Here is a 24,779-nt window from a genome sequence, read left to right on the forward strand (position 1 = left end):
CCGGCACGACTTGTTAGTCGAGGGATTTTAAATCCCTTGTGTCTACCAATTCCACCACTCGGGCATCGAGTTTGCTATTAAAAGCAAGTGGATAAAACTAATATGGAGCGGTACACGAGGCTCGAACTCGTGACCTCGACCTTGGCAAGGTCGCGCTCTACCAACTGAGCTAGTACCGCATCATATTAATTCTAAATTAACTATTTTATAAATTACACTTGGTAATGTAATTAAACCACAAAGTGGTGCCCGAGGCCGGACTTGAACCGGCACGACTTGTTAGTCGAGGGATTTTAAATCCCTTGTGTCTACCAATTCCACCACTCGGGCATCGAGTTTGCTAATTAAAGCGTGTGGAGTAAATTATATGGAGGCGGAACCCGGAGTCGAACCGAGGTAAACGGATTTGCAATCCGGTGCATGGCCACTCTGCCATTCCGCCCCAATGTATTGAGATAACTTGGAGCGGTACACGAGGCTCGAACTCGTGACCTCGACCTTGGCAAGGTCGCGCTCTACCAACTGAGCTAGTACCGCATTTTATTTATCAGTTATTTGAATTAACACATGATGATTTATGTGAACATTCAGGTAACTGATTAATTACCGTTTTGTTTATCTCGGGGGCTATGCCCTCTCAACACGGACGCATTCTACAGAGATTATTAAACGCGTCAATACAAAAAATGCTAGTTTTGAACTGTTTGCTTGTTTTTTATCTAAAACGGTGCGTTATTATACATTTAGAGTTAATTTTTAGTCAATTCACCCCATGCTGCACGTAAATATTGCATCATAGAACTCAAGGTTAAAAAGGTCGCAATGTACAGTAGTCCAAAACTTAAATAGTTCATCCACGTATCATATTGCCAAATCAAACCGATAATGGCTAACATTTGTGCAGCCGTCTTTATTTTACCCATATTTGATACAGCTACATTACCACGCTTACCCTGCTCTGCCATCCATTCACGAAGTGCAGATATGATAATTTCACGGCTTATTATAATAAGAGCAGGTATTGTCATATACATTGACTGGTACTGATCAGATAACGCTACAAGTGCAGCACATACCATTACTTTGTCAGCAACAGGATCTAAAAAAGCACCAAAAGGAGTTGATTGCTCAAGCTTTCTTGCCAAATAACCGTCTAATATATCGGTGATCGATGCAAGCCAAAAAATAAAGGCGGCAGCAAAAAAAGCCCAGCTATAAGGCAAATAAAATATCACCAAAAAAACGGGGATAAGAAAAAGTCTAAATGTTGTGAGTGTGTTTGGAATATTCCACATAACTACTTGGATATGTCTTTTTTGCTATATTCGCATGTAGGGCTAGCCCTTGTCATGCAAATGGTTAAATATCTTCTCAGCCATGTCAGGGCTGATCCCAGGAACTTTCTTTAACTGTTCTATATTAGCAGCTTTTACACCCTGCATGCCCCCTAAATATTTTAATAATGTTTGGCGACGCTTAGAACCTACTCCATTTATTTCTTCTAGTAGTGATTGTGTACGTTGTTTTTGTCGTTTATTACGATGCCCTGCAATAGCAAAACGGTGAGACTCATCACGTATATGCTGAATCAAATGAAGCGCAGGCGCATCTGAATCCATCGGAATGGTTTTGCGTCCACCGTCAATCAATAGTGTTTCAAGACCGGGTTTACGACTCGTTCCTTTTGCAACACCGACTAATAAAGGCATTTTAGTGTGCGGCCAATTAGAAAAGTACTGCTCAGCGCGTCCTAACTGCCCCTTACCGCCATCAATAAAGATAACGTCTGGAATTTTGTCTTCGTCTACTAACTTGTTATAGCGCTTGTTAAGTGCAAATTCCATTGCAGCATAATCATCGCCACCTGTAATACCTGTTACGTTGTAGCGCCTATACTCTTTTGTATTTGGGCCTTGTGAGTCAAATACAACACAACTTGCAACGGTGTTCTCCCCCATGGTGTGGCTTATATCAAAACACTCCATTCGGGTAATATCGTCAAGTCGCAGTGTTGCTTTTAATTGTGCATAACGTTTATTAATAGAGTCTTGGGTACTTTGTTTAACCGCAATACTGTTTAATGCATTTTTATTGGCCAGTTGTAAGTATTGCGCACGCTCACCACGAGTGACCACTTTAAGGATTACTTTGCGCTCACTTATTTGTGTAAGCGCTTCGCCGAGTGCCCCGCTCTCTTCTATTTCAAACGGTAATATGATTTCTTTTGCAATACGCCCTGTTGCTCCTGGCGCTAAATAGTACTGTCCTAAAAATGAAGTCAATATTTCTTGCTCACTCGAATCTTTAGGTACTTTTGGAAAATAGGTTTTACTACCCAGTACTTTATGATCGCGGATCATTAATAAATGAATGCCGTTTAACCCGTTTAAATGCGCAAAACCGACAACATCCATTTCTGCAAAGTTACCAGAAATAGACTGTTGCTCCTGCATTTTACGAAGTAGCATTATTTGGTCGCGAACTTTTGCCGCCAATTCAAAGTTTAATTGCAGGCTGGCTGCTTCCATTTTTTTTATTAAATCAGCAATAACTTCGTGAGATTTACCCGTTAAAAATTTACGAACATAGTCAACTTGCTCACTGTAATCATCATCAGTTACTTTATTTACACATGGAGCTGAGCAACGTTTAAGTTGATATTGCAGACACGGGCGACTTCTTGCGCGGTAATAAGCATCTTCACATTGACGAACAGGAAATATTTTTTGCATTAACCGCAAGCTTTCAGATACCGCTCCTGCGCTTGGGAAAGGCCCAAAGTACTCACCTTTAATTTTACGACTGCCACGATGAAATGCTAAACGAGGGTGTTTATGGCTAGTGAGTAAAATATAGGGGTACGACTTATCGTCGCGTAATAATATGTTGTACCGAGGCTGATATTTTTTTATTAGATTATTTTCTAGCAGCAGCGCTTCGGTTTCAGTATTGGTGAGGGTGACTTCAATGTTACAAATATTACTCACTAAAACGCGTGTTTTGCTATCGGTAATGTTACTTCTAAAGTAACTGCTCACACGCTTTTTTAGATGCTTTGCTTTACCAACATAAATAACTTGGTTGTCACTATCAAGCATGCGGTATACGCCCGGCTCACTTGATAGCGTTTTGAGAAAATGTACGTGATCGAATTCAGACATAAATTATAGTTAGTACGAAACGTCTATATCAATCATTTTATGACGAATAGCTAAATGGGTAAGCTCAACATCACCACCTACATTTAACTTTTCAAACATACGGTAACGATAGCTATTTACTGTTTTAGAGCTTAGATTTAAGCGTTCAGCTATATTTTGTGCTTTTTCACCTTTGGTGATCATAAGCATAATTTGCAGTTCGCGCTCAGATAAACTCTGAAAAGGGTTTTCATCTGTGCGGCCTGTCACTTGTGCAAGCGCTATCTGCTGTGCAATTTCAGGTGCAATGTAACGCTGACCAGCATGAACACAACGAATGGCACGAACCATTTCATCAGAACCTGCACCTTTAGTTAAAAAGCCATGTGCACCAATTTGCATTACCTTGCTCGGAAACGGGTCTTCACAATTAACAGTAAGCACAATAATTTTTACATCTGGGCAGTAACGACAAATCTTTTTAGTCGCTTCTAATCCGCCCATGCCTGGCATATTCATATCCATTAATACTATGTTTGGCGCATGCTGACGACAAAACTGTACAGCCTCTTCGCCAGTTTTAGCTTCGCCAATTACTTTAAACCCTCGTACGTCATCAAGAATACGCTTGATTCCTGTTCGTACAAGTTCATGGTCATCAACTAAAAGTACATTAATCAATGGAACATCCTCACTTACCTAACAACATGCAATTTAATTAAATTAATTTGCCACAGTAACATACATAAAGCGAAACAATAATTAATATTATTGCCTCGCTCTAATAGTTTAAGATGACGATTTTTCGCTAAATCTGTCAACCCATAACGCAATGATACCATCACCCGTTACATTACACGCAGTACCAAAGCTATCTTGTGCTAAATAAAGTGCAATCATTAATGCAACAGCACCTTCATTAAACCCAAGCATGCTTGTTAATAAACCAAGCGCCGACATGACTGCACCACCTGGCGCACCCGGTGCTGCAATCATTACTACACCTAACATCATAATAAACGGTAGCATACCCATTAATGAAGGAACTTCCATGCTTGGCGATAAAAACATAACAGCCATTGCACAGGTTACTATAGTGATAGTTGAGCCAGATAAGTGAATAGTCGCGCAAAGTGGCACTGTAAAGTTAGCTACATCTTCTTTAACGTTATTTGCTTTACTTGATTGAAGCGATACTGGAATCGTTGCTGCACTTGACATAGTACCTAACGCTGTAAAGTAAGCTGGTAGCATATTTTTAACTAATTCGATTGGATTACGTTTTAACAATATACCTGTCGCTATATATAAAACGCTTAACCATAACCAATGCATAACAAGCGCTGCAATTAGTACTACACCAAATGTTTGCAACGTATCTACCACAGTGCCTGCCACCGTCATTTCGGCAAATACGCCAGCAATGTAAAATGGTAAAGCTGGAATAATTACTTTCGATAATAACCCGTCCACTACATCACGACCCTGATCAGACACCTTTTTAAGCGTATCAAGTTCTAGTTGGCTCATGCCTATACCAAATACAAAAGCAGTCACTAATGCGGTCATTACACCCATCAGAGGTGGAATTTCTAAATCAATAAAACTACCTATTTCAGTAGCAACTTCTGTTTCAAATGTAATGCCACCACTTAAAAAAGGTATAACAGCACTTACTAATAAAAATGCAAGCGTACCTGCAATAATGGTAGAGCTGTAAGCAAACCCTACTGTTTTACCAAGTAAGTGACCAGACCCTTTTGGTAGGCCAGCAATACCCGATGCAATAAAAAATAAAATGATAAGAGGGATGGTAAAGGAGATAATTTGACCAATCAGCTCTTTTACTGTAAATAAAAGTTCAACACCAGTTATAGGTACATACAGTCCGACTAAGATACCGGCCACAATACCGGCAATTAATTTTAAGATTAACTTCATTGTGATTGCTTAATTGAATTTAGATACGTGTTTTTATCATGTTTTAGACGCATTGTGTGATAAAACTATTCAAGTTACATTCATATGCACAAATAACGAACAAATACAGCTTGATCCAATGCTCTTTCGAACATTTTTTGACTAAACGAGTTTTTACTCTTTAAATTTCAAATTAAGCCCGCACCTATAATAACTAAAGCACCGTTAATAATTGATTTTTATTTCGGCTGGTTATAAGCCCAATAGATATATGTTATAGCCAAACTTTACTTTAGTTTTTTTAAACTCACAGTAAAGTGTGTTTATATAGTTAGTAGCAAAGGCTATTAACACGTTGATCAGATTGCATCCAAAGGAACATTATGTCTACTATTTTTGAAGATAACTCACTAAGCATCGGTAATACACCGCTGGTAAAACTTAACCGTGTTACAGGTGGGAATGTATACGCTAAAGTTGAATCTCGTAATCCAAGCTTTAGTATCAAATGCCGCATTGGTGCATCGATGATTTGGGAAGCTGAAAAATCAGGTCAGCTTGTTGAAGGTAAAGAACTTATAGAACCAACATCGGGGAACACCGGTATTGCACTTGCATTTGTTGCAGCAGCACGTGGTTACAAGTTAACACTTACTATGCCAAACACCATGAGCCTAGAACGTCGCAAGCTATTAAAAGCATTAGGTGCAAATCTAGTGCTTACCGACGGTGCTAAAGGTATGAATGGCGCAATTGAGAAAGCAAAAGAAATTCAAGCAACAGCACCTGATAAGTATATTTTATTACAACAATTCGAAAACCCTGCAAACCCAAAAATTCACTTTGAAACAACAGGCCCTGAAATTTACGATGCGCTTGACGGCAAAGTAGACTTTTTTGTAGCAGGTGTAGGTACTGGTGGTACTATTACAGGTGTTAGCCGCTACCTTAAAACAGAAAAAGGTTTAAACGTTAAGTCTATTGCTGTTGAGCCAACTAACTCTCCTGTTATTAGCCAAACGCTTGCCGGTGAAGAAATTAAACCTGGCCCTCATAAAATCCAAGGTATTGGTGCAGGCTTTATCCCTGGCAACTTAGATATGGACTTAATTGATGGTGCCGAGCTTGTATCTAACGAAGACGCAATTGCAATGGCGCATCAGTTAATGAAAAAAGAAGGTATTTTAGTCGGTATTTCGTCAGGTGCTGCGGTTGTTGCAGCTAAGCGAATTGCTGAAAAACCTGAAAACGCAGATAAAAATATTGTTGTTATCCTACCTAGTGCAACTGAGCGTTACTTATCAAGCCCAATGTTTGATGAAGAATTTAGTGAGCAAGAGTTAGTACAATAAGTAATTTTAAGATTTTTAAAAGGATGCTTTAGGCATCCTTTTTTATTATTTATTATCCAATTTTCTATTTATTGCCCCCCATACCTTTACATCTTCCTAGATAAACCACACACTTTAAAAAAACTAATTAATAATAACTAATATGAAAAAAATCACGAGTTTATTAAGTTTGGTTATCTGTTTATTTTTATCAGCCTGTGGAGACGATACCAAAACACTTGGCGACACTCCTGGCGATACAGCAACCGCTTATTTTGATGCGCTTTATAACCAACAAGACCTTCAAAAAGCCAGCACCATGGCAACACCCAATCTTACGCGCATCATGAAATCCTACGGCACTGCAAAACAGTTTTCCCGTAACTTAGTAAATATGCAATATGATGAAGTAACCATTGAAGTTGATATGACCAATATGAGCATCCGTGAACAATACGGTGATAACGCCAAAATAAACCTTATTTTTACCGGCTATTTAAATGGTGATAAAATTGACGAAATGCGCAGTGTAAAAATGCTTCGTAAAAAGGGCAAATGGTACATAGATAAAATAGTTGCCGACCCTTACGCTCGTTAAAATAAATGAATTTGTCCCGTCCTAAAATACGTTGACGGTTTTAATTGAAGGCCAGTAGCTTTTGCTCCTGGCTTTTTTTGTGCACTTGGTTTGGTGTTTTCATTCCTAAACTCAAATGCGGCCTCATTTCATTGTATATTAATATTGATTCTTCGACGAGTTCACGTAGCTCTTTTAGATTTTGGCATTTATAGAGTAAGAACTCCTGCTTCAATATGCCGTTAATACGCTCCGCCAGTGCATTTTGATAGCAGTCATAGCCATCGGTCATTGATGGAATAATGCCATTTTCATTAAGCTTTACTTGATATACCTGCGAGCAATACTGCAACCCTCTATCTGAATGATGAATCGTACTACATTGATACTGACGATTATTGATTGTCATATCTAATGCCTTAACAACATCTGTCGCCTTCATATCATCACTGAGTTCATAACCCATAATTTTGCGACTATACGCATCAGTTACTAGCGATAGATAGTGAACACCTTGCTCTGATTGAACATAGGTTATATCGCTTACAAAAACCTCTTCTGGCCGCGATGGTTGCACATCTTTTAGCAAGTTAGGATGCTTTTTCATCCAATGTTTACTAAAAGTAGTTTTAGTGTAACTACGCTTAGGTTTAACCAATAAACGTTCATTTTTCAAATAACTAAAAAAAGCGTCTCGACCTAAACTTATGCCTCGCTCTATGAATTTTGGTTTAAGTAAAAAATACAACTTTCTTCCACCTAAGCGCGGCATAAAACGTCGTATTTCCAATACCATCGCTTTAACTGGTGCTAGTTCAATAGCACGCAGTTTAGCTCTGCTCTCTCGTTGATATATCGCTTGTCTCGTTATACCAAGCAGCATGCAAGCACGTTCTAAGCTAACTATTTTTTGCTTTTGAAGGCTTCTTGCTCCTTGGCAATATACTTTTTTCGAAGGCTTGTTCCATGCTCAGCGTCAAGAATATTAACCACTTCATTGAGTAACAGGTTACGTAAGTGCTCATCTTCAAGCTCTCGCTCGAGGCGTTTGATTTTTTGAGCGGGACTTTCTTTGGCTTTAGGTGATGTAGGCATAGTTATCTTAGGTGATTGAGTCCAATCCATCTTACCGTGTTTTCTTAACCAAGTAAGCACGGTAGAACGACCTTGTATGCCATAAATTTTTTGGGCTTGTTTATAAGTCATATCGCCTTTTTCTACAGCGTCGACAACTTGTAATTTAAAGCCTAATGAATAATCTCGTTGTGTTCGTTTGATCGGTGTATTATTTGACTTGGTCATAATAAATCCTAAATGTGTAAACACATTTCAGGACGAGACAATTAAACATAAAAAGGCCTTACATTTGTAAGGCCTTTTTCGCTTTAGTTAGTATTTAAAGTACTGCGCTACAGCTCACCTGGTTGAAAATTATCAACTGCGATGGCTTTCTTTCGTAACTTATTAGCGTGATGCATTGCATCTGCATCAGTTTGCTCTAATAACTTATTTTCAAGCGCATAATTTATAGCACCTTCAATATCAAGCGTTGCAGGCACACTGCCCTTACGCTGCCATTGTTTTAGATCTTTAAACTGCGCTTGCATATCATGCATAGCTAAAAATGCGCTTTCCATGACCCCTGTACCTGCATTTTCATCTACATAACATAAATGCGTTAAGCGGTTTCTAAATACACCCGGTTGAGTCATACGCTCACAAATACTTTGTGCAATTTCATCACTTGGTCTGTGGTAATGGTTTCCAAGCGGGAATACGATACGTTTAAGGGTAAAATTAACAACCGGATTTGAAAAGTTTTTAAAGAAGCCATTAAACGCTTGGCCAATTTCAAATAATGAGTTCTCAATAGCATATTTTACAAATGGTAAATCAGCTTGTTGGCGCCCTTCGTCTTCATAACGTTTTAAAACAGTTGATGCTAAGTACAAATGACTTAATACATCACCCAAACGTGCCGATATCATTTCTTTTCGTTTAAGCTCACCGCCAAGCATTAACATAGCCACGTCTGTGCAAATAGCTAAGCCTCGGCTCATTCTGCTCAGCTGCTTATAATAAACAGCCGTTTCACCACCTACAGGCGCTTTAGCAAAATAACTACGTGTTAAGCCATGCACAAATGCCATACCTGCATTACTTGCTGCAAATATTATATGGTTCATTAATAAACCATCAAATTGTTCAAGTGCTGCGTCGTCATCTTCCATTGCAGCGGCTTCCATTTCTTTTAAAACAAATGGATGACAGCGTGTTGCACCTTGGCCAAATATCATTAAGTTACGCGTTAAAATATTCGCGCCTTCAACCGTAATTGATACTGGGATACCCATATAGCCATGTGCCAAATAGTTATTAGGCCCTACTTGAATTCCTTTACCTGAATGAATATCCATTGCATCATTCATTACCGTACGACCCATTTCAGTCATATGGTATTTAGCAATCGCTGTTACAACCGACGGGCTTAATTTTAAATCAATCGCACCTGCGGTCATTAATCTGCACGACTCAAGTGTGTAAGTTAAACCACCAATACGTGCAAGTGCCTCTTGCACACCTTCAAACTGCCCTATTGATACACCAAACTGCTGGCGTACCATGGCGTATGCCGATGTCATTTTTGAAGCTAAATGTCCAGTTGCTGCACTTAATGCCGGTAGTGATATACCACGCCCTGCACTTAAACACTCAACAAGCATTCTCCAGCCACGCCCTGCACACTCTTGCCCACCAATGATCCAGTCCAATGGTATAAATACATCTTTACCGTAAGTGGTACCATTCATAAAGGCCATATTAAGCGGATAATGACGCTCACCCGTTTCGACACCCGGATGATCGGTTGGTATTAGAGCACATGTAATGCCTAGCTCTTTCTTATCACCTAATAAAGTATCAGGGTCATACATTTTAAATGCTAAGCCGAGTACAGTAGCCACTGGTGCAAGTGTAATGTAACGCTTTGACCAATTTAAACGCAGGCCCATTACTTGCTCTCCATTGTGCTCACCCATACACACCACGCCCGAATCAGGAATGCTGCCAGCATCAGAGCCCGCCTCTGGTCCCGTTAATGCAAAACAAGGAACATCTGTACCATTAGCTAAACTTGGCAGCCAACGATCTTGCTGCTCTTTAGTACCATAGTGAAGAAGTAACTCGCCCGGACCTAAGCTATTAGGCACCATAACAGTGACTGCGGCTGTTAAGCTTTTAGTCGAAATTTTTGATACTATCGTTGAATTAGCAATTGCCGAGAACTCACGACCGCCAAATTTTTCAGGAATGATCAGCGCAAAAAAACCTTCTTTTTTTAGGTAATCCCACACTTCTTTTGGTAAGTCTTTGTCTTTTTGTACAATTTGATAATCATCAAGCATCGCCAATAAGGTTTCTACTTGGTTAGCCATAAATGCGTTTTCTTTATCGCTAAGCTCTGGTTTAGGAAAGCGGTGCAGTTTTTGCCAGTCTGGGTTACCACTAAATAACTCACCATCCCACCAAACATCACCTGCTTCCATCGCCTCTCGCTCTGTTTGCGATAATGGCGGAAGCACCTTTTTGAACATTTTAAACGTAGGACGACTAATCAAGTTTAGGCGAATATCTTTAACCGCAAAAATAACCACCACCACGACCAGCAATATTATAAATATTAACATGCGCACATTCCTTACACATTGAATGAAAATAGTAACTTAATTATGACCCATCTTAATTTAAATACAATCATTGAACGACGAGTCGAGAGCCTTAACGCATTCATTTTATTGTTTTAAACATCACTGCTATTATCAACGTTTTAATAACAATAAATTAAAGGAATAGCATGACCCCCTTTCGATTTAAACTAAGTATGAGCGCCTTAATGGTAGCAAGTACTCTTGCTTTAACGGCCTGCGATGCGCAAGTAACTATAGACACTACCGATTCAGCACACACTAAAAAAGCTGTAACAGCTAAAGATGCAAAAACATTTATAACAAACACAGAAAAAGAACTAAGTGCACTTTATTTAGAATCGAGCCGTGCAGAGTGGATTTACGCAAACTTTATTACTCATGATACGTCGGCTCTATCGGCTGAAGTTAACCGTAAAATGACAGAAACAGTCGTGCGTTTAGCAAATGAAGCTGCAAAATACGACGAACTAGAGCTTGATTACGATGCTCGCCGTAAGCTTGATAAACTAAAACTAGCACTTACACTTCCTGCCCCACAAGACGCTGATAAAACAGCACAACTTTCACAAATTGTCGCAGAGCTTGGCGGGCTATATGGTAAAGGTAAATACTGTAAAGAAGACGGCACCTGTTTAAGCCTTGGCGACATGACTTCAAAAATGGCCACCAGCCGAGATTACAACGAACTACTTGATTTATGGCAAGGCTGGCGTGAAATATCAAAACCCATGCGCCCACTTTACGAGCAACAAGTAGCACTTACCAACGAAGGTGCAAAGGAGCTTGGTTATGCCGATACGGGCGCTATGTGGCGCAGTAAATACGATATGCCTGCTGATGACTTCACCACTGAGCTTGACCGTATTTGGGGCCAAGTTAAACCACTGTATAACTCGCTACACTGCCATGTTCGCGCAAAGTTAGGTGAAAAGTACGGCACCGACAAAGTACCTCAAGATCAGCCAATACCAGCGCACTTGCTTGGTAATATGTGGGCGCAAGCATGGGGTAATATTTACGATGTAGTTGCACCAGAAAACGCCGATCCGGGTTACGACGTAACCGAGTTATTAGCTCAAAATAATTACGACGAACTTAAAATGGTAAAAGGGGCTGAAAACTTTTTTACCTCAATGGGTTTTGACGCACTACCAGAGACATTTTACGAGCGTTCACTGTTTGTAAAACCAAAAGACAGAGATGTGCAGTGTCATGCATCAGCATGGAATATCGATAGCAAAGACGATTTACGCATTAAAATGTGTATTCAGCGCACAGGCGAAGAGTTTTCAGTTATTCACCATGAATTAGGTCATAATTTTTATCAACGCGCATACAACAAGCAGCCTTTATTTTATCAAGAAAGTGCAAACGATGGTTTTCATGAAGCCATTGGTGACACCATTGCCTTATCGGTTACACCGGGTTACTTAAAAGAAATCGGCTTACTTGAACAAGTACCTGATGAATCTAAAGATATTGGTTTATTAATGAAAATGGCACTTGATAAAGTCGCCTTTGTGCCGTTTAGCTTAATGGTTGATCAGTGGCGCTGGCAGGTATTTTCAGGGGAAGTAGCACCGGAAAATTACAATAAAGCATGGTGGGAACTACGTGAAAAATACCAAGGAGTGCAAGCTCCTATCGCACGTAGCGAAAATGATTTTGATCCGGGTGCTAAGTACCACGTTCCGGGTAACACGCCTTATACACGTTACTTTTTAGCGCATATTTTGCAATTTGAATTTCATCGCAGCTTATGTGAAATTGCCGGTAACGATAAAGCCATTCATCGCTGCTCTATTTATAACTCAAAAGAAGCAGGGGATAAGCTAAACGCTATGCTTGAAATGGGTTCGTCTCGCCCTTGGCAAGAGGCGCTTGAAACTGTAACAGGTAAGCCGCAAATGGATGCAACAGCAATGCTCGATTACTTTGCACCATTACAAACATATTTAAATAAACAAAACGAAGGCCGCAACTGCGGCTGGTAAATAGCGCTGAACAAAAAGCCCGCTCAAATGGGCGGGCTTTTTATTCATATTCTAATTTTCTGTTAAATTAGAACTGTAAGCTTACATTTGCAAAGTAAGCATCATAATCAGAATCATCCCAGTTATTGCCGTAACCTGCTTTTAAACCAACATTGTTGTTGAAAAAGTGTTGGCCACCAAGAGTGTAGTCATCATTTTTATTAACTGTAACAAACACCGATGTTGCTTTGCTGAAATAGTAGTTAGATGCTAATTCCCAGTTACTTGAACCGCCATCAACATCTTCAAATTTACCTTCAACAGTCAAGAAGTTACCTTGCTGTAAATCAACAAAGTACTTAGCTGCTACTGCACGGTAATCAAACTCATCATCTGCTGTTACTGTAAAGCCGATATAATCAGTGCTGTTTAACTGGTGGTTATATGCCAAATCAAACACAAACTGATTGTCAGCATCTTCTACATCAACAAACGTAGCTTTTAATACAAGGTTTGGATTAAAGAAGTAACCCGCTGAAAGTTCAATTACATCCGTGCTTGAGCCAAAATCACTATCGAAATTATTGTACTGTGCACCTAATACAAAATCTTCTACAAAATACTCACCGCCAACGCTAGTAACATCTCCAAGATCATTATCACTGTATGCACCATAAACATTTGTTTGCTTATTGATGTACTCAAATTGATCGTAAGGACCTAACGTCGCTTTTGGAGAAAAATAATACGTTGAGTCAACACTTAGTGTGTCATCACCATCTACGTCCACATATCCTACATGGCTGATTGATTGGTAAGTATCTGCGGCTATTGCAGTGGTTGCAGCGCTTGATAATAAAATGCTCGAAATGATAACGGCTAATTTTTTCATTTTAAATTCCCTATAAATATTACTTTTATGCCTCAGCTGTCTAGCCAAAGTCGGGGCGCATCCTAACGCCAAAAAAATGAACAAAAACTGAATAAAAGGTCAGATTAAACCCAGTGGAGTTGTAATAATTTATACGTAAATGTAAATACAAAGTATCTTCCAAATCTACAAGACAATATCATGTCATCATTTAAATTTAAAAAGTAACAAATACGGTACAAACTGTCGCTAAATTGAACACAACTTAATTATTCGATAAACCTCATCAATATAATTTCCTCTCACTAAATTTTTTTAATTTCTCAAAAAAATTACTCTGTTTAATTCATTATTTCTGTATTTATAATGAAAAATAGGTTTGTATCAGTGCATATTTTTATCTGTTTTTTTCCAATAACCATTGTTTACTAGCAAAAACAACTCCAATACTTACTATTTTATAGCTATTATCATCGACCGCACTTAATGACTTTAATAACAATTTAGCCATTCATGGCGACTCTATTTATAACTCAAAGGAGTTATTTAGATGAGCATAATAAAGGCCGTAATTATGACTGGTAAAAGTTTATAGTTAAAAGCTCAAACGTTTAAAAACGACAAAGCCCGCTAAATTTAGCGGGCTTTTTAATATTACTTTTGTATTAACTAAGTACGGGACTTAATTAAAACTGAAAACGCATGTTAGCAAAGTACGCATCGTTATCAGAATCATCAGCGTTGTTTTCGTAACCCACCTTTACACCAATATTTTTATTGATGAAGTGTTGAGCACCAAAGCTATAAGTATCTTGCTTATTGTAGTTAGCAAATACAGATGTTGCTTTTGAGAAGTAGTAGTTAGTTTCTGCTACCCATTGGTTTTCTGCATCATCAATGCTTTCGTATTTACCTTCAAAAGTAAGGTAGTTACCTTGCTGTAAATCAATAAAGTATTTAGCAGCTACTGCACGGTAGTCAAAATCGTCGTCTGATGTAAGTGTAACACCTACGTAATCTGTGCTGTTTAGCATGTAGTTGTAAGCTAAATCAAATAATGCGTAATCATCGCCGTCTTTGTTTTCAACTAGTGTTAATTTTGCAAGTAAATCAGGGTTGAAAAAGTAACCACCCGTCAGTTTATAAAGCTCACTGTTAGAACCTGAATCTGGGTCTAGGTTTTCGTAAGATGCGCCAACAACAAATTCATTAATGAAGTATTCACCACCAACTGATGTTAAATCGCCAAAGTCGTCATCAGCGTAGCCACCATATACGTTAGTTTGTTTATTGATGTATTCAAACTGATCGTACGGACCTAACGTTTTTTTAGGAGATAAGTAGTAAATAGAATCTACAGCAACGGTGTCGTTGTTATCGCTATTTTTATAGCTTAGGTTACTAATTGAATTATAGCTGTCTGCAGCAGCCGCAGTGCTAGATAATAAAATGCTCGAAATAATAACTGCTAATTTTTTCATTGTAAGACTTCCCTATGTACATTGCTTTTTATGCTCTAGCTGTATTGCTAAAGTCGAGGCACATGCTAACGTTAGGAAACTGAATGAAAACTTAACTAACCAGTTGTATTTATTAAGTTAATTGTAAGGAAGTGTTGTAAACTGTAAAATTAAAGTAGTTGCAACATCTAGTCAACAACTACTTAAAACATGTACCGTATTAAAGCGCGTGTTGGCTAATAATACGATAAACATCGTTAATATTATCGCCAGACTTAAACTCTTTACTAATTGGTGTTGGATCTGAGCCAACCCATATTTTTAGCTCGGCATCTAAGTCAAAATGGCCTGCACTTTCTTTACTAAACTTGGTAATTTTAGAGTAAGCAATACTCACCATTTCCATTTTAGAGCCGGTCATACCTTGCTTATCAATTAAGATTAAGCGCTTATTAGTAAAAATAAACATATCACGTACTACTTTATATGCCTTTTCCACTTGCTCGCCGTCAATTAATGTATTGGCGAGGATTTTCTCTAAATCAGAATCGTCAACTTCGCTTGCATTACCCATAAGTCCGCTAAGTAAACCCATTATACTTTCTCCTGTTTAAATATTTGATTCTCTAATGTGTGACCATTAACTAACTGCCTGTACTGCCAGTGTTGTTGATGACAAAAATTCAGTAGTGCAATATCAAGTGGATCGCTCGTTGGTTGATACTCAACAACATATTCTTTATGCTGGCTCATATACACTCGGCTCACCCCTGCAATTGCTTGAAGCTGTTGCTCAACATTTTGATAAGCTTCGCTTAGCATTAATGTATAAAAGTGTTTATCAGTATTATTTGTTTTTGTTTGATGCTCGCTTAGTACGCCTTTATCTAAATGAAGCACCTGTGAGCATAGTCGTTCAAGCTCAGTTAAATCGTGAGAGCTTAAAATAAACGTAGCCTGTTCACTTAATTCAGATACTAGCTCGCGTACTTCTCTGGCATGAATCGGATCAAGCCCTGCGGTTGCTTCATCAAGCATTACAATTTGTGGCGCGCCAATAAGTGCTTGCGCTATCGTAACGCGCTTGCGCATACCGTGCGATAAATCCCCTGCACGCTGCTTTGCAATTTCTTTTAAGCCAACCAAGTCAAGTACACGTAGCGCCTCAGTTTGGCTTTGCTTAGCGCCCATACCTTGCAGTTTTGCATAAAAGGCGAGTTGCTTATCTATATTAAAACGAGGGTCAAGTTGTGCGTCTTGCGGTAATGCACTTACTTTATTAAATAAAGCAGCGCTCCCTGGCTTATGCCCTAATATTTCAAGGCTGCCTTTACTTGGCGCTATATAGCCGCACAACAAACTAAATAAGGTGGTTTTACCCGCACCATTTGGCCCAACAAGCGCCACTGGCGCGCCTTTATTAATCTCAAAGTCCACATTATTAAGCGCAAGTTTTGCACCATACGATTTACTCAAACCGCTGGCTGTAATTAATGGTCTCATAGTGAGCTCCTTGCAAAAATACATTGAGCAACGCTTAGTAACACCGCAGTTTGCACAAGGGGAATAGCCACAGCGCTTAATAATGGTAAATTTTGCCCCGCTAATAACTCTATTTGCACACCCGGAAATAAATAATCAAGCAAGCCTAATGCGGGTATTTGCCATTGCAATATACCAACTACAATACCGCCTGCTGCAAAATATAAAATTGCCAATACAATAGATAAACGCGATGAGCGAGCAAAGGTATTTATTAACGTCATAAGTGCTACAAATGGACACAGAGTAATCACTAATATTAAAAATATAGAAAGCGCACGGGCAAAACCACCAGCCAGTAAACTTGGATCTCTAAACCCTAGTACAGCAAGCGTAGCCACAAGAGTAATGCCCACTAAGCAGGCTAATACCGCTAATTGCCCTAAAAAACGACCAAACAGTATTTCAAAGCGAGTGGAGCGCAGTGATAAAAACCTTAGTGTGCCGCGCTCTCTATCGCCTACCGTTTGGTCGCTACAAATAAATAAACCAAAAACGGGAAAGCTATACAGGGCTATTAACCAGTACATAGCAAATTCGGCCTCAGGCCAATCCAATAATTTACTTAAACCAATAGAACCTGATATATCACGGGCTATTTGCTCAAAATCGGGCGCACTTACAATGCCTACTGCCTGCCCTATTGGGTAGCGCAGTATTATTAGCCACACCAATGCAAAGGCAGCTAATGCAATAAGTCCACGTTTAGTTAAAAACATACGTACAAGCTCAAATCCCGCTATTTGCGTTAATCGCCCTACGTTTATCGGTAATGGTGTTGCCATTGACTATCCTTAATGACTTTTTATTTTCTGTGTATTTATCCACACTAAGTGTAAACACCTTGAATTACCAGCAAAAAAAAGCTCACCTATAGTGAGCTTTGTAACAATACATTTAAATGTAACAGCATAAATTGCGATATAAATTATAAATGCTGCTTATAAACCTCAAGTGCTTGGCTTAAATCGCTAATTAAATCTTCAACATCTTCAAGGCCAATATGCAGGCGAATAACCGGGCCTAAATCCCAACCTGTATTTGAACGCAGCCCTTTCATAGTTAAATTAGCCGTTACTAAACTTTCAAAACCGCCCCACGAAAAGCCCATTTTAATATGCTCAAGGCTATCTAAAAATGCATCAATCGCTTTTTGATTACCGGTTTTCATCACAAATGAAAACAACCCATTACTGCCATCAAAATCACGTTTAAAAAACTCATGCCCTGGGCAGGTTTCAAATGCAGGGTGGCGAATATGATCAACAAGCTCATGTTGTTCAAGCCATTTAGCTACTTCTATTGCTGCTTTTTCATGTTGATTCAAACGCACACCCATTGTACGCAGGCCTCTAAGCGCTAAATACGCATCATCGGCACTGGTACATTGCCCTAGTAAGTACGAGTTTTCGCGCAAGGTTGGCCAGTACTTTTTATTAGCAACAGCCACACCCATCATCACGTCTGAATGGCCGACAATATACTTCGTTGCAGCCTGAATACTAATATCAACACCGTGCTCTAGCGGACGATAATGCAAACCGTTGCCGTAGGTATTATCAAGTATGGTCATTACGCTATGCTCATTGGCTACTTTTACCATAGCAGGCACATCTTGCACTTCCATCGTAATAGAACCTGGAGATTCTAAAAACAATACTTTGGTATTTGGCTGAATGTAGTCTTTAATGCCTGCGCCAATGGTTGGCGGGTAGTAGGTTGTTGTAATGCCCAGCCCCACTAAAATTTTATCGCAAAAATCGCGAGTTGGTTCGTACACGTTATCAACCATTAAAATATGATCACCGGTTTTTAAAAACGATAAAAATACTTGGCTAATCGCCGCCGCGCCACAAGGGTATAGTGCACACCCTTCGCCGCCTTCAAGTTCTGTAATCGCTTCTTGTAGCGCAAAGTGTGTTGTTGTTCCCCGGCGCCCATAAAATAACGTTTTATCGCCACGGGTTTTAGCAGCTTCTTTTAAATCTGCTACAGTATCAAATACAATGGTAGATGCACGCTGTACAACGGGATTTACTACGCCATGTGTATAGGCTTTTTTGCGCCCTGATGATACCAGCTGAGTGTTTTTATTACTTTTACTCGACATTGTTAATCCTTAAGGGTTTGTGCGCCAATGCTCAATTAAATAACGAGAGATAGAGTCGGTTCTAGGCAGCTTTAAATGCTCCCCTTCTTCGTGCCAATTACCAAATTGCTCTAAGTCTTCACGACTAAACCATTTTGCATCGTCTAGCTCTTCTTTATCTACGTTAATTTCCTCAGATGTCGCCTCTGCAAAAAAACCAAGCATAATGGACGATGGGAACGGCCATGGCTGAGATGCAACATAACGTACGTTATCAACCTCTATACCTGCCTCTTCTTTAACTTCACGCGCAACCGCTTGTTCTAGTGTTTCACCTGGGTCAACAAATCCAGCAAGCGACGAATACATACCAATAGGCCACGCGGCTTGGCGACCTAATAAACAGCGTTCTACTCCGTCAGCAAAGACTTTAGTAACGACCATAATTACCGCAGGATCGGTACGCGGGAATGTAGGATGCTTACAGTTTTCGTTTTCACATACACGAGAATGCCCTGCTTCCACTGAACGGTTTTTACTACCGCAGCGCCCACAAAAACGGTGCGTGGCATGCCAATAACATAACCCTCTCGCAAGGGCGGCTATTGAGGCATATTTAATGGTTACTTGAGGCCCATATTGGCGAATATCAAAAAATTGAGCGCCCTCTATTAAAGGCGTAAGTACGCTTTCATCCAGATCAGATACATCCAATGCAAACACACCATGTTTAGCATTATTTAAACCAACAAAAATAGCACTCGTTAAATCTAAATGCGCCACTTGTTGATACGTTAAATAGCTTACTTTAGGGGTATCTTTAATAAATAGGGTTTGATTATTTTTAACTAAAACCCATTTACTTTGCGCCGACATTTGCGCTTTAAGCCACGATGGGTCTTTACGAAAATTTGAGCCTCTGTCTAGTGGCATGTTGCTATAATGAAGCATGTAAGTCCTTGGTAACTCGTTATGCTTTAAAATTACCATAATCATTTAGCAAACCCAATTGATTACAGTAATAAAAAAAGCCTATATAAGGCTTAATTCATCTATTACGGCTTTGTATTAAAATCTCTCATGTTGCAGGCACTTAGCTTGCACTTTTTTAACTATTTTTTACTGTTAAAGTAGCAAAGTATTATCAATTAAATGAAATTGCTCTGCGCTTTGTTTTAATACCTCAGCGGTTAACCGGTCAGCACCGTATACATCGCACGGTACGTTATACTGATTCTTTAAATGCCCAAGTAATAAAGCAAAGTCACCATCGCCAGAAAGCAAAATAACCTTATCAAGGTTTTTACCCTGCTCTAACATGTCTATTGTTATACCTACATCCCAATCACCTTTAGCGCTTCCATCACGGCGTTGAATAAAGGGCTTTAGCTTTACGTCAAAACCAATTGCACGCAAAATATTTTGAAACTGATTTTGCTTTTCATCCCCTCGATAAATAGCATACGCAAAAGCACATTCAATATTGTATTGCGCCTGCATCATTCGCCAAAACGCATTGTAATCAAAGTTTTTCCCGTAACTCTCGCGGCACGTGTAATAAATATTTTGCACATCAACAAAAATACCGACCCGTGGTTTAGTGCTCTGCTGCTCGTTTTGTAAAGTCATTTAGTGTCCTAGTGAGGATTAATAGCAATTAAAGTAACGTTATAAAATAAGTGTACCTTGCAATTTATATTTAAGTAACCTAAATTAGTTACTTGACCTTATGTAACCAATATTGGTTACATATTAAAAAGTAACCATTTTGAGATTTTTATGATTGGTGTGATCAGCGGCGATATTATTAAATCGCAAACAATCCCTAAGCAGCAATACGATGCCATGCTTTATCAACTAGAGCAAAGTTTGCGAAACATTTCGGGTGAGCAAACCCTTTGGAATATATACCGAGGCGATGCCTTTCAGTTACAGGTTAATAATCCTGAGCATCTTTTTAAAAATGCCATATTGGTATATTTACACCTTAAATCGTCGGGTTATGAGCTACGCCAGAGCTTGGCGCTTGGGCAAATAGATAACCCACGCAGCGATATAAAAACAGCAACCGGTTCTGCTTTTACCCTTTCGGGGCAAGGCCTTGATAAAATAGGTAATCAACGCTTTGTTTTTAATATTAATGAGCAGCAGCTTGATGAAAGCTTAAATCTTAATTTAGCCTTTGCCGACGTATTACTCACTAAAATCACGCAAAAACAAGCAAATGCCCTGTATGTCTATTTAACATCATCAGACAACAGCCACGCGGCACTGGCTAAAGAGCTTAAAACAAGTCGCGAAAATGTAACAAAACTACTAAATTTAGCGCACTACCAACTTATAGAACGCTTTATTAAGCACACACAACACGTTATAAAAAATATAATTAAAGGAGGTGAATAATGGAGTTTTCACTTTTACTGGTCGCGCTTATTATTGGCCACTTACTCGCTGATTTTTACTGGCAACCTATGAGTTGGGTAAACGACAGAAACACCCGTCACTTTAAAGCCAGTAAGCTTTATTTTCATGTACTTGTGCATGGTGTAACAAGTGCACTCATTATTACCGTGTGGGAATACACATTCGGGTGGCAACAACTAAGCAGTGTTTTAATTGCCACGGCGAGCATTATGTTGAGCCATTACTTTATTGATATAGCTAAATCGTATTCTAATAAAGGCGTGGTGCCTTTTTTACTTGATCAAATAGCGCACATACTCGTTATTATTGCGCTCAGTATTTGGCTAACTGATAACAATAGCTTTATGGCTGCAATTAATAATATGCTCACTGATCCCAAAATACTGTGGGTGGTATGCGGTTATTTAATTATTTTAAGTCCTAGCGCCGTATTTATAAGAATGATGTTAGAGCGTTTAACAAGTAACTTTTCAAGTACTGGTAGCTTACCACTTGCAGGGCAAAGCATAGGTATGCTTGAGCGCGTACTTATGCTGAGCTTTATATTGCTTGACCAATTTGCAGGGCTTGGCTTTTTACTTGCGGCAAAGTCGGTATTTAGGTTTGGCGATTTAAGTGCAAGCAAAGATAAAAAACTTACCGAGTACGTTATGCTCGGCACACTACTTAGCGTAAGTGTTACTTTATTTGTCGGCTTGGGTATTAACTATTTAATCAGGTAGGCAATACAGTAAGTACAAATTACAGGCAATAAAAAACGCGCTGCTTCTATTTATTCAAAAGAAGAGAGCGCGTTTTTTGTATCAGCCTTTAACCAAGTTCTAAATTAATTAAACGCCAATATGATCATTAATCGTTATTTGTGCGACGACGGCGTTGGCCACTACCGCCAACAGATTCACGCTTTGCCCATGGGTTTTGCGCGCTGTCATCTGTTTTAGCAGCTGGCTTTTTAGAACCACCACGGCGTGGGCCGGTACCATTACCACCATTATTTGGCTTTTTACTGTTAGGCTTGCTGCTATCAGATTTAGGCTTATTAAAAGGCTGCTTTTTCTTAGGCTTTTTAGACGGCAGTGGGCGAGCATCTAATGCGCGCTCTGCTACTGGGTTAATAGGCTCAAAACCGTCTTCTTCAGCACGTGGGATAAGCTCACCAATAAAGCGCTCAATACCGTATAAATCAACAGCATCTTCTGTTGTTACAAACGAAATCGCATGACCCGACGCACCGGCACGGCCTGTACGGCCAATACGGTGAACGTAATCTTCATATACATTTGGTAAGTCGTAGTTAACAACATGCGGTAATTCAACAATGTCTAAACCACGTGCAACAATGTCTGTTGCTACTAGTACGCGTACTTCACCACTTTTAAAACCATCAAGTGCTTTAACACGTGCGCCTTGTGATTTATTACCATGGATAGCCGCGCCTACAATGTCATCGCGCTCTAGTTGTTTAACTAAGCGGTTAGCACCGTGCTTTGTGCGGCTAAACACTAATACTTGTTGCCAATCGTTAGTGCGAATCAAGTGGCTTAGCAATGCTGTTTTACGTGTTTTATCTACCGCGTAAACACACTGAGTAACACTTTTTGCAGTAGTATTTTTTGCAGCAACTGAAATTTCAACAGGATCATTAATTAACCCTTTTGCTAATGCACGAATTTCATCTGAAAATGTAGCCGAAAACATTAAGTTTTGACGTTTAGCAGGCATTTTAGCAATTAAGCGTTTAATGTCGTGAATAAAGCCCATGTCTAACATGCGGTCAGCTTCATCGAGTACAAGCACTTCAACGCTATCAAATTTAACAGCATTTTGATTATGTAAGTCGATTAAACGACCCGGCGTTGCTACTAAAATATCAACACCTTTACGAAGACGCTGCATTTGTGGGTTAATTTTAACGCCACCGTAAACTACAAACGAGCTCACATCCGAATGCTTAGCGTACTCTTCAACGTTTTCGCTTACTTGCAAAGCAAGTTCACGCGTAGGCGTTAAAATAAGTGCACGTACGTGGTTACTTTTAGCTTTAGGGCCCGACGACAAGCGCTCAATAAGTGGTAATGTAAAACCCGCTGTTTTACCTGTACCTGTTTGCGCTGCTGCCATAACATCACGGCGTTCAATAATTGCAGGAATTGCTTGAGCCTGAATCGGCGTTGGCGTTTCATAGCCCTTTTCTAAAACCGCATTAACCAAAGACTGTGATAAACCTAAACCTTCAAAACTCATATAAACTCTCTTTTAAATTAGGCTACATTAGCCAGTTGCGCGCATTATACCTGTAGTAGCTAAGAATGCATGCCATTATTTACGTTGCGAGCAATTGATCATAGCTTAATAAAATTAAACCTGTGCTCAAGTTGCTTAAAAATGCAAAAAACGGCCATAAGCCGTTTTTTGTTTATACTTAATTACTCTAAGTATAAGAGTTACTTAACACCTAACTCACGCAGGCGTTCTTGCAAGTAGCTATCTGCCGTGTAGCGCTCTGAAAGCACAACATCTGGATGCGGGTGTAAAAATAACGGTAGTGATATACGCGATTTAGTAGATGCTTTACCCGTTGGGTTAATCACGCGATGAATTGTCGATGGGAAATACCCGCCCGACGCTTCTTGTAGCATGTCGCCAATATTAATAATTAAGCTGCCAAAATCACATGGCACGTCTAACCAACCGCCATCTGTTTTTTGAACTTGTAAACCAGGCTCATTAGAAGCTGGTAATACCGTTAATAAATTAATATCACCGTGAGCAGCAGCGCGAATAGCACCTGGCTCTTCATCACCCGTCATTGGTGGGTAATGTAGGATACGTAACAATGTTTGCTCAGAACCGGCAATCATGTCTTTTAAATCAATCGAAAATTTAGCGCGAACATCAGCTGGCGCTTCAGCCTGAACCCAGCTTAGTAAAGTACCGGCAAATTCACTTGCTAAACGGTAGTATTCTCGTACATCAGCTTCGAGCTCTGCAGGAACACGGCCTTTAGGGTACACATGAAAGTACTCTTTAATGTCTTTTATTGTAAAGCCTTTCGCTACTTCAGATACTGAAGGCGGAAAATAACCGTCTTGAGTTTCTTTAGAGAATAAAAAGTCGTGCTTTTGCTCTGAGTTAAAAAAGTCTTGCCAATTTTTGTAAATAGACTCAACTAAAGACTGTGGAATTGGGTGGTTTTTTAAAACGCCAAATCCAGTATTTCTTAATGATTCAACAAAGTGTGCAGCCGCATCGGGAGCTTTATAATCAACAGTAGGTAATTGCATTGTACGTTCCAGTGAATAGGTTGTGTGAAGTGGACTGCTTTAATAGTAGCAAATTGCCAAGATAAAGTAGAAAAGCCTTCATTATAGCGCTGTGCGAGGATAGACAAATGACCTCAAAAAAATAAGGACATATGTCCGCAGCGTAACGTTTCCACCACTAGGCTTGATCAAGATCAACTTATAAAAAAACGTTGAATTTGCAAGGTTTAGTGCTTATATATGGTCTACTAGGGCGTGCTGACCTTTGGTGGGTGAATTTGCAGCAGACTGTTTGGTGTTTAAGCAAGGCAGAGCCTATGATGTGTGGTTGTTCCCCATAAATAGGCGATAACGCAGCATAAATGCCAAACATGCGCTACCCTTTGGGTTCTTTCTAGGGACGATTAACTCTTTGTTGCTCGGTTTTTACTTAGCCCACTAGGTTACAAACCTCGCGCCGCGATTTAATCGCCCCTAGATTG

21 protein-coding genes and 4 tRNA genes are annotated in these 24,779 nt (G+C 39.5%); 5 read left to right on the forward strand and 20 right to left on the reverse strand.

Annotated elements, in window-relative coordinates; all coding sequences use genetic code 11:
• Positions 1 to 103: 103 nt before the first annotated feature.
• From I6F50_RS16665 to I6F50_RS16700, 8 genes are all read right to left on the reverse strand, one after another.
• Positions 104 to 179: transfer RNA gene (locus I6F50_RS16665), tRNA-Gly, on the reverse strand.
• A 64-nt stretch (positions 180 to 243) separates the two neighbouring features.
• Positions 244 to 330 (reverse strand) — tRNA-Leu (locus I6F50_RS16670).
• A gap of 38 nt (positions 331 to 368) precedes the next feature.
• Positions 369 to 442 (reverse strand) — tRNA-Cys (locus I6F50_RS16675).
• Positions 443 to 461: 19 nt separating this feature from the next.
• Positions 462 to 537: transfer RNA gene (locus tag I6F50_RS16680), tRNA-Gly, on the reverse strand.
• Positions 538 to 749: 212 nt separating this feature from the next.
• The gene (gene pgsA / locus I6F50_RS16685; RefSeq protein ID WP_032827134.1) at positions 750 to 1,295 is read right to left on the reverse strand and encodes a CDP-diacylglycerol--glycerol-3-phosphate 3-phosphatidyltransferase; all 546 of its coding nucleotides are present in this window, start codon (positions 1,293 to 1,295) and stop codon (positions 750 to 752) included.
• Between the two features lie 42 nt (positions 1,296 to 1,337).
• Positions 1,338 to 3,161: an excinuclease ABC subunit UvrC gene (gene uvrC / locus I6F50_RS16690; RefSeq protein ID WP_021032122.1), complete on the reverse strand. Its 1,824-nt coding sequence runs from the start codon at positions 3,159 to 3,161 to the stop codon at positions 1,338 to 1,340.
• Positions 3,162 to 3,170: 9 nt separating this feature from the next.
• Entirely contained in the window at positions 3,171 to 3,821 is a 651-nt protein-coding gene (gene uvrY, locus I6F50_RS16695) for a UvrY/SirA/GacA family response regulator transcription factor (RefSeq protein WP_002963136.1), read from the reverse strand.
• A gap of 108 nt (positions 3,822 to 3,929) precedes the next feature.
• Positions 3,930 to 5,081, reverse strand: a complete 1,152-nt coding sequence (locus I6F50_RS16700) for a dicarboxylate/amino acid:cation symporter (RefSeq protein WP_165729315.1) — start codon at positions 5,079 to 5,081, stop codon at positions 3,930 to 3,932.
• Positions 5,082 to 5,443: 362 nt separating this feature from the next.
• On the opposite strand from I6F50_RS16700, the gene cysK reads away from it, so the two are divergent.
• Together cysK and I6F50_RS16710 are read left to right on the forward strand one after the other, a co-directional pair.
• Positions 5,444 to 6,412 carry a cysteine synthase A gene (gene cysK / locus I6F50_RS16705; RefSeq protein WP_002963138.1) on the forward strand — a complete coding sequence of 323 codons (969 nt, stop codon included), beginning with the start codon at positions 5,444 to 5,446 and terminating at the stop codon, positions 6,410 to 6,412.
• 142 nt (positions 6,413 to 6,554) lie between these two features.
• Positions 6,555 to 6,989 carry a hypothetical protein gene (locus tag I6F50_RS16710; RefSeq protein ID WP_007587009.1) on the forward strand — a complete coding sequence of 145 codons (435 nt, stop codon included), beginning with the start codon at positions 6,555 to 6,557 and terminating at the stop codon, positions 6,987 to 6,989.
• 40 nt (positions 6,990 to 7,029) lie between these two features.
• On the opposite strand, the gene I6F50_RS16715 is transcribed toward I6F50_RS16710, so the two are convergent.
• Both I6F50_RS16715 and I6F50_RS16720 read right to left on the reverse strand, forming a co-directional pair.
• Positions 7,030 to 8,270, reverse strand: a protein-coding gene (locus tag I6F50_RS16715) for an IS3 family transposase (RefSeq protein ID WP_231613032.1) whose coding sequence is annotated in 2 segments (ribosomal slippage) — positions 7,030 to 7,907 and positions 7,907 to 8,270 — 1,242 coding nt in all. Because the reading frame shifts where the segments join, the coding sequence is not laid out codon by codon here.
• Between the two features lie 107 nt (positions 8,271 to 8,377).
• Positions 8,378 to 10,654, reverse strand: coding sequence for an acyl-CoA dehydrogenase (locus I6F50_RS16720; protein ID WP_197160251.1), 2,277 nt, complete (start codon positions 10,652 to 10,654; stop codon positions 8,378 to 8,380).
• Positions 10,655 to 10,821: 167 nt separating this feature from the next.
• Between I6F50_RS16720 and I6F50_RS16725 the strand changes: the two genes are divergently transcribed.
• On the forward strand, positions 10,822 to 12,669 hold the full coding sequence (locus I6F50_RS16725) for a M2 family metallopeptidase (protein ID WP_197176762.1): 1,848 nt from the start codon (positions 10,822 to 10,824) through the stop codon (positions 12,667 to 12,669).
• Between the two features lie 67 nt (positions 12,670 to 12,736).
• Here the strand turns inward: I6F50_RS16725 and I6F50_RS16730 are convergent, their stop codons facing one another.
• The 8 genes from I6F50_RS16730 to I6F50_RS16765 all read right to left on the reverse strand — a co-directional run bounded on the left by I6F50_RS16730 (position 12,737) and on the right by I6F50_RS16765 (position 20,239).
• Positions 12,737 to 13,540, reverse strand: a complete 804-nt coding sequence (locus I6F50_RS16730) for a putative porin (RefSeq protein WP_197176763.1) — start codon at positions 13,538 to 13,540, stop codon at positions 12,737 to 12,739.
• A gap of 665 nt (positions 13,541 to 14,205) precedes the next feature.
• Entirely contained in the window at positions 14,206 to 15,000 is a 795-nt protein-coding gene (locus tag I6F50_RS16735) for a putative porin (protein ID WP_197176765.1), read from the reverse strand.
• A gap of 199 nt (positions 15,001 to 15,199) precedes the next feature.
• Positions 15,200 to 15,574 carry a PH domain-containing protein gene (locus I6F50_RS16740; protein WP_007377979.1) on the reverse strand — a complete coding sequence of 125 codons (375 nt, stop codon included), beginning with the start codon at positions 15,572 to 15,574 and terminating at the stop codon, positions 15,200 to 15,202.
• Positions 15,574 to 16,482: an ABC transporter ATP-binding protein gene (locus tag I6F50_RS16745; RefSeq protein ID WP_007377980.1), complete on the reverse strand. Its 909-nt coding sequence runs from the start codon at positions 16,480 to 16,482 to the stop codon at positions 15,574 to 15,576. The genes I6F50_RS16740 and I6F50_RS16745 overlap by 1 nt, the downstream gene beginning before the upstream one ends.
• A complete protein-coding gene (locus I6F50_RS16750) occupies positions 16,479 to 17,306 on the reverse strand; it encodes an ABC transporter permease (protein WP_165729310.1) in 828 nt (275 codons plus the stop codon). The genes I6F50_RS16745 and I6F50_RS16750 overlap by 4 nt, the downstream gene beginning before the upstream one ends.
• 143 nt (positions 17,307 to 17,449) lie before the next feature.
• Positions 17,450 to 18,631 carry a cystathionine beta-lyase gene (locus I6F50_RS16755; RefSeq protein WP_024608065.1) on the reverse strand — a complete coding sequence of 394 codons (1,182 nt, stop codon included), beginning with the start codon at positions 18,629 to 18,631 and terminating at the stop codon, positions 17,450 to 17,452.
• A gap of 9 nt (positions 18,632 to 18,640) precedes the next feature.
• On the reverse strand, positions 18,641 to 19,561 hold the full coding sequence (gene nudC / locus I6F50_RS16760; protein ID WP_165722920.1) for an NAD(+) diphosphatase: 921 nt from the start codon (positions 19,559 to 19,561) through the stop codon (positions 18,641 to 18,643).
• A gap of 174 nt (positions 19,562 to 19,735) precedes the next feature.
• Positions 19,736 to 20,239, reverse strand: coding sequence for an NYN domain-containing protein (locus tag I6F50_RS16765; protein ID WP_197176766.1), 504 nt, complete (start codon positions 20,237 to 20,239; stop codon positions 19,736 to 19,738).
• A 150-nt stretch (positions 20,240 to 20,389) separates the two neighbouring features.
• Here I6F50_RS16765 and I6F50_RS16770 point away from each other — a divergent pair, with 150 nt between their 5' ends.
• Complete coding sequence (locus I6F50_RS16770; protein ID WP_197176767.1) at positions 20,390 to 21,013, forward strand: hypothetical protein; 624 nt, start codon at positions 20,390 to 20,392, stop codon at positions 21,011 to 21,013.
• Entirely contained in the window at positions 21,013 to 21,756 is a 744-nt protein-coding gene (locus I6F50_RS16775) for a DUF3307 domain-containing protein (protein ID WP_010555314.1), read from the forward strand. Before I6F50_RS16770 ends, I6F50_RS16775 begins: the two co-directional genes overlap by 1 nt.
• A gap of 127 nt (positions 21,757 to 21,883) precedes the next feature.
• Here the strand turns inward: I6F50_RS16775 and I6F50_RS16780 are convergent, their stop codons facing one another.
• Both I6F50_RS16780 and I6F50_RS16785 read right to left on the reverse strand, forming a co-directional pair.
• A complete protein-coding gene (locus tag I6F50_RS16780) occupies positions 21,884 to 23,278 on the reverse strand; it encodes a DEAD/DEAH box helicase (protein ID WP_007377987.1) in 1,395 nt (464 codons plus the stop codon).
• A gap of 200 nt (positions 23,279 to 23,478) precedes the next feature.
• Positions 23,479 to 24,318 (reverse strand): isopenicillin N synthase family oxygenase, encoded by an 840-nt coding sequence (locus I6F50_RS16785; protein ID WP_166421518.1) that lies wholly within the window; start codon positions 24,316 to 24,318, stop codon positions 23,479 to 23,481.
• Positions 24,319 to 24,779: the final 461 nt, after the last annotated feature.

Origin of the sequence: Pseudoalteromonas sp. NZS127_1 (genome assembly GCF_015864295.1) — a bacterium.
In the GTDB taxonomy this organism is placed as follows: Bacteria; Pseudomonadota; Gammaproteobacteria; order Enterobacterales; family Alteromonadaceae; genus Pseudoalteromonas; species Pseudoalteromonas arctica.

Bases quoted from the DNA above. Each gene is read 5' to 3' on its own strand.
- I6F50_RS16720 (WP_197160251.1), bottom strand. From the start codon at position 10,654: ATGTTAATATTTATAATATTGCTGGTCGTGGTGGTGGTTATTTTTGCG.
- I6F50_RS16755 (WP_024608065.1), bottom strand. From the start codon at position 18,631: ATGTCGAGTAAAAGTAATAAAAACACTCAGCTGGTATCATCAGGGCGC.
- I6F50_RS16700 (WP_165729315.1), bottom strand. From the start codon at position 5,081: ATGAAGTTAATCTTAAAATTAATTGCCGGTATTGTGGCCGGTATCTTA.
- I6F50_RS16710 (WP_007587009.1), top strand. From the start codon at position 6,555: ATGAAAAAAATCACGAGTTTATTAAGTTTGGTTATCTGTTTATTTTTA.
- I6F50_RS16745 (WP_007377980.1), bottom strand. From the start codon at position 16,482: ATGAGACCATTAATTACAGCCAGCGGTTTGAGTAAATCGTATGGTGCA.
- I6F50_RS16780 (WP_007377987.1), bottom strand. From the start codon at position 23,278: ATGAGTTTTGAAGGTTTAGGTTTATCACAGTCTTTGGTTAATGCGGTT.
- I6F50_RS16770 (WP_197176767.1), top strand. From the start codon at position 20,390: ATGATTGGTGTGATCAGCGGCGATATTATTAAATCGCAAACAATCCCT.
- uvrC (WP_021032122.1), bottom strand. From the start codon at position 3,161: ATGTCTGAATTCGATCACGTACATTTTCTCAAAACGCTATCAAGTGAG.
- I6F50_RS16775 (WP_010555314.1), top strand. From the start codon at position 21,013: ATGGAGTTTTCACTTTTACTGGTCGCGCTTATTATTGGCCACTTACTC.
- I6F50_RS16740 (WP_007377979.1), bottom strand. From the start codon at position 15,574: ATGGGTTTACTTAGCGGACTTATGGGTAATGCAAGCGAAGTTGACGAT.
- pgsA (WP_032827134.1), bottom strand. From the start codon at position 1,295: ATGTGGAATATTCCAAACACACTCACAACATTTAGACTTTTTCTTATC.
- I6F50_RS16730 (WP_197176763.1), bottom strand. From the start codon at position 13,540: ATGAAAAAATTAGCCGTTATCATTTCGAGCATTTTATTATCAAGCGCT.
- cysK (WP_002963138.1), top strand. From the start codon at position 5,444: ATGTCTACTATTTTTGAAGATAACTCACTAAGCATCGGTAATACACCG.
- nudC (WP_165722920.1), bottom strand. From the start codon at position 19,561: ATGCTTCATTATAGCAACATGCCACTAGACAGAGGCTCAAATTTTCGT.
- I6F50_RS16725 (WP_197176762.1), top strand. From the start codon at position 10,822: ATGACCCCCTTTCGATTTAAACTAAGTATGAGCGCCTTAATGGTAGCA.
- I6F50_RS16750 (WP_165729310.1), bottom strand. From the start codon at position 17,306: ATGGCAACACCATTACCGATAAACGTAGGGCGATTAACGCAAATAGCG.
- I6F50_RS16765 (WP_197176766.1), bottom strand. From the start codon at position 20,239: ATGACTTTACAAAACGAGCAGCAGAGCACTAAACCACGGGTCGGTATT.
- I6F50_RS16735 (WP_197176765.1), bottom strand. From the start codon at position 15,000: ATGAAAAAATTAGCAGTTATTATTTCGAGCATTTTATTATCTAGCACT.
- I6F50_RS16785 (WP_166421518.1), bottom strand. From the start codon at position 24,318: ATGCAATTACCTACTGTTGATTATAAAGCTCCCGATGCGGCTGCACAC.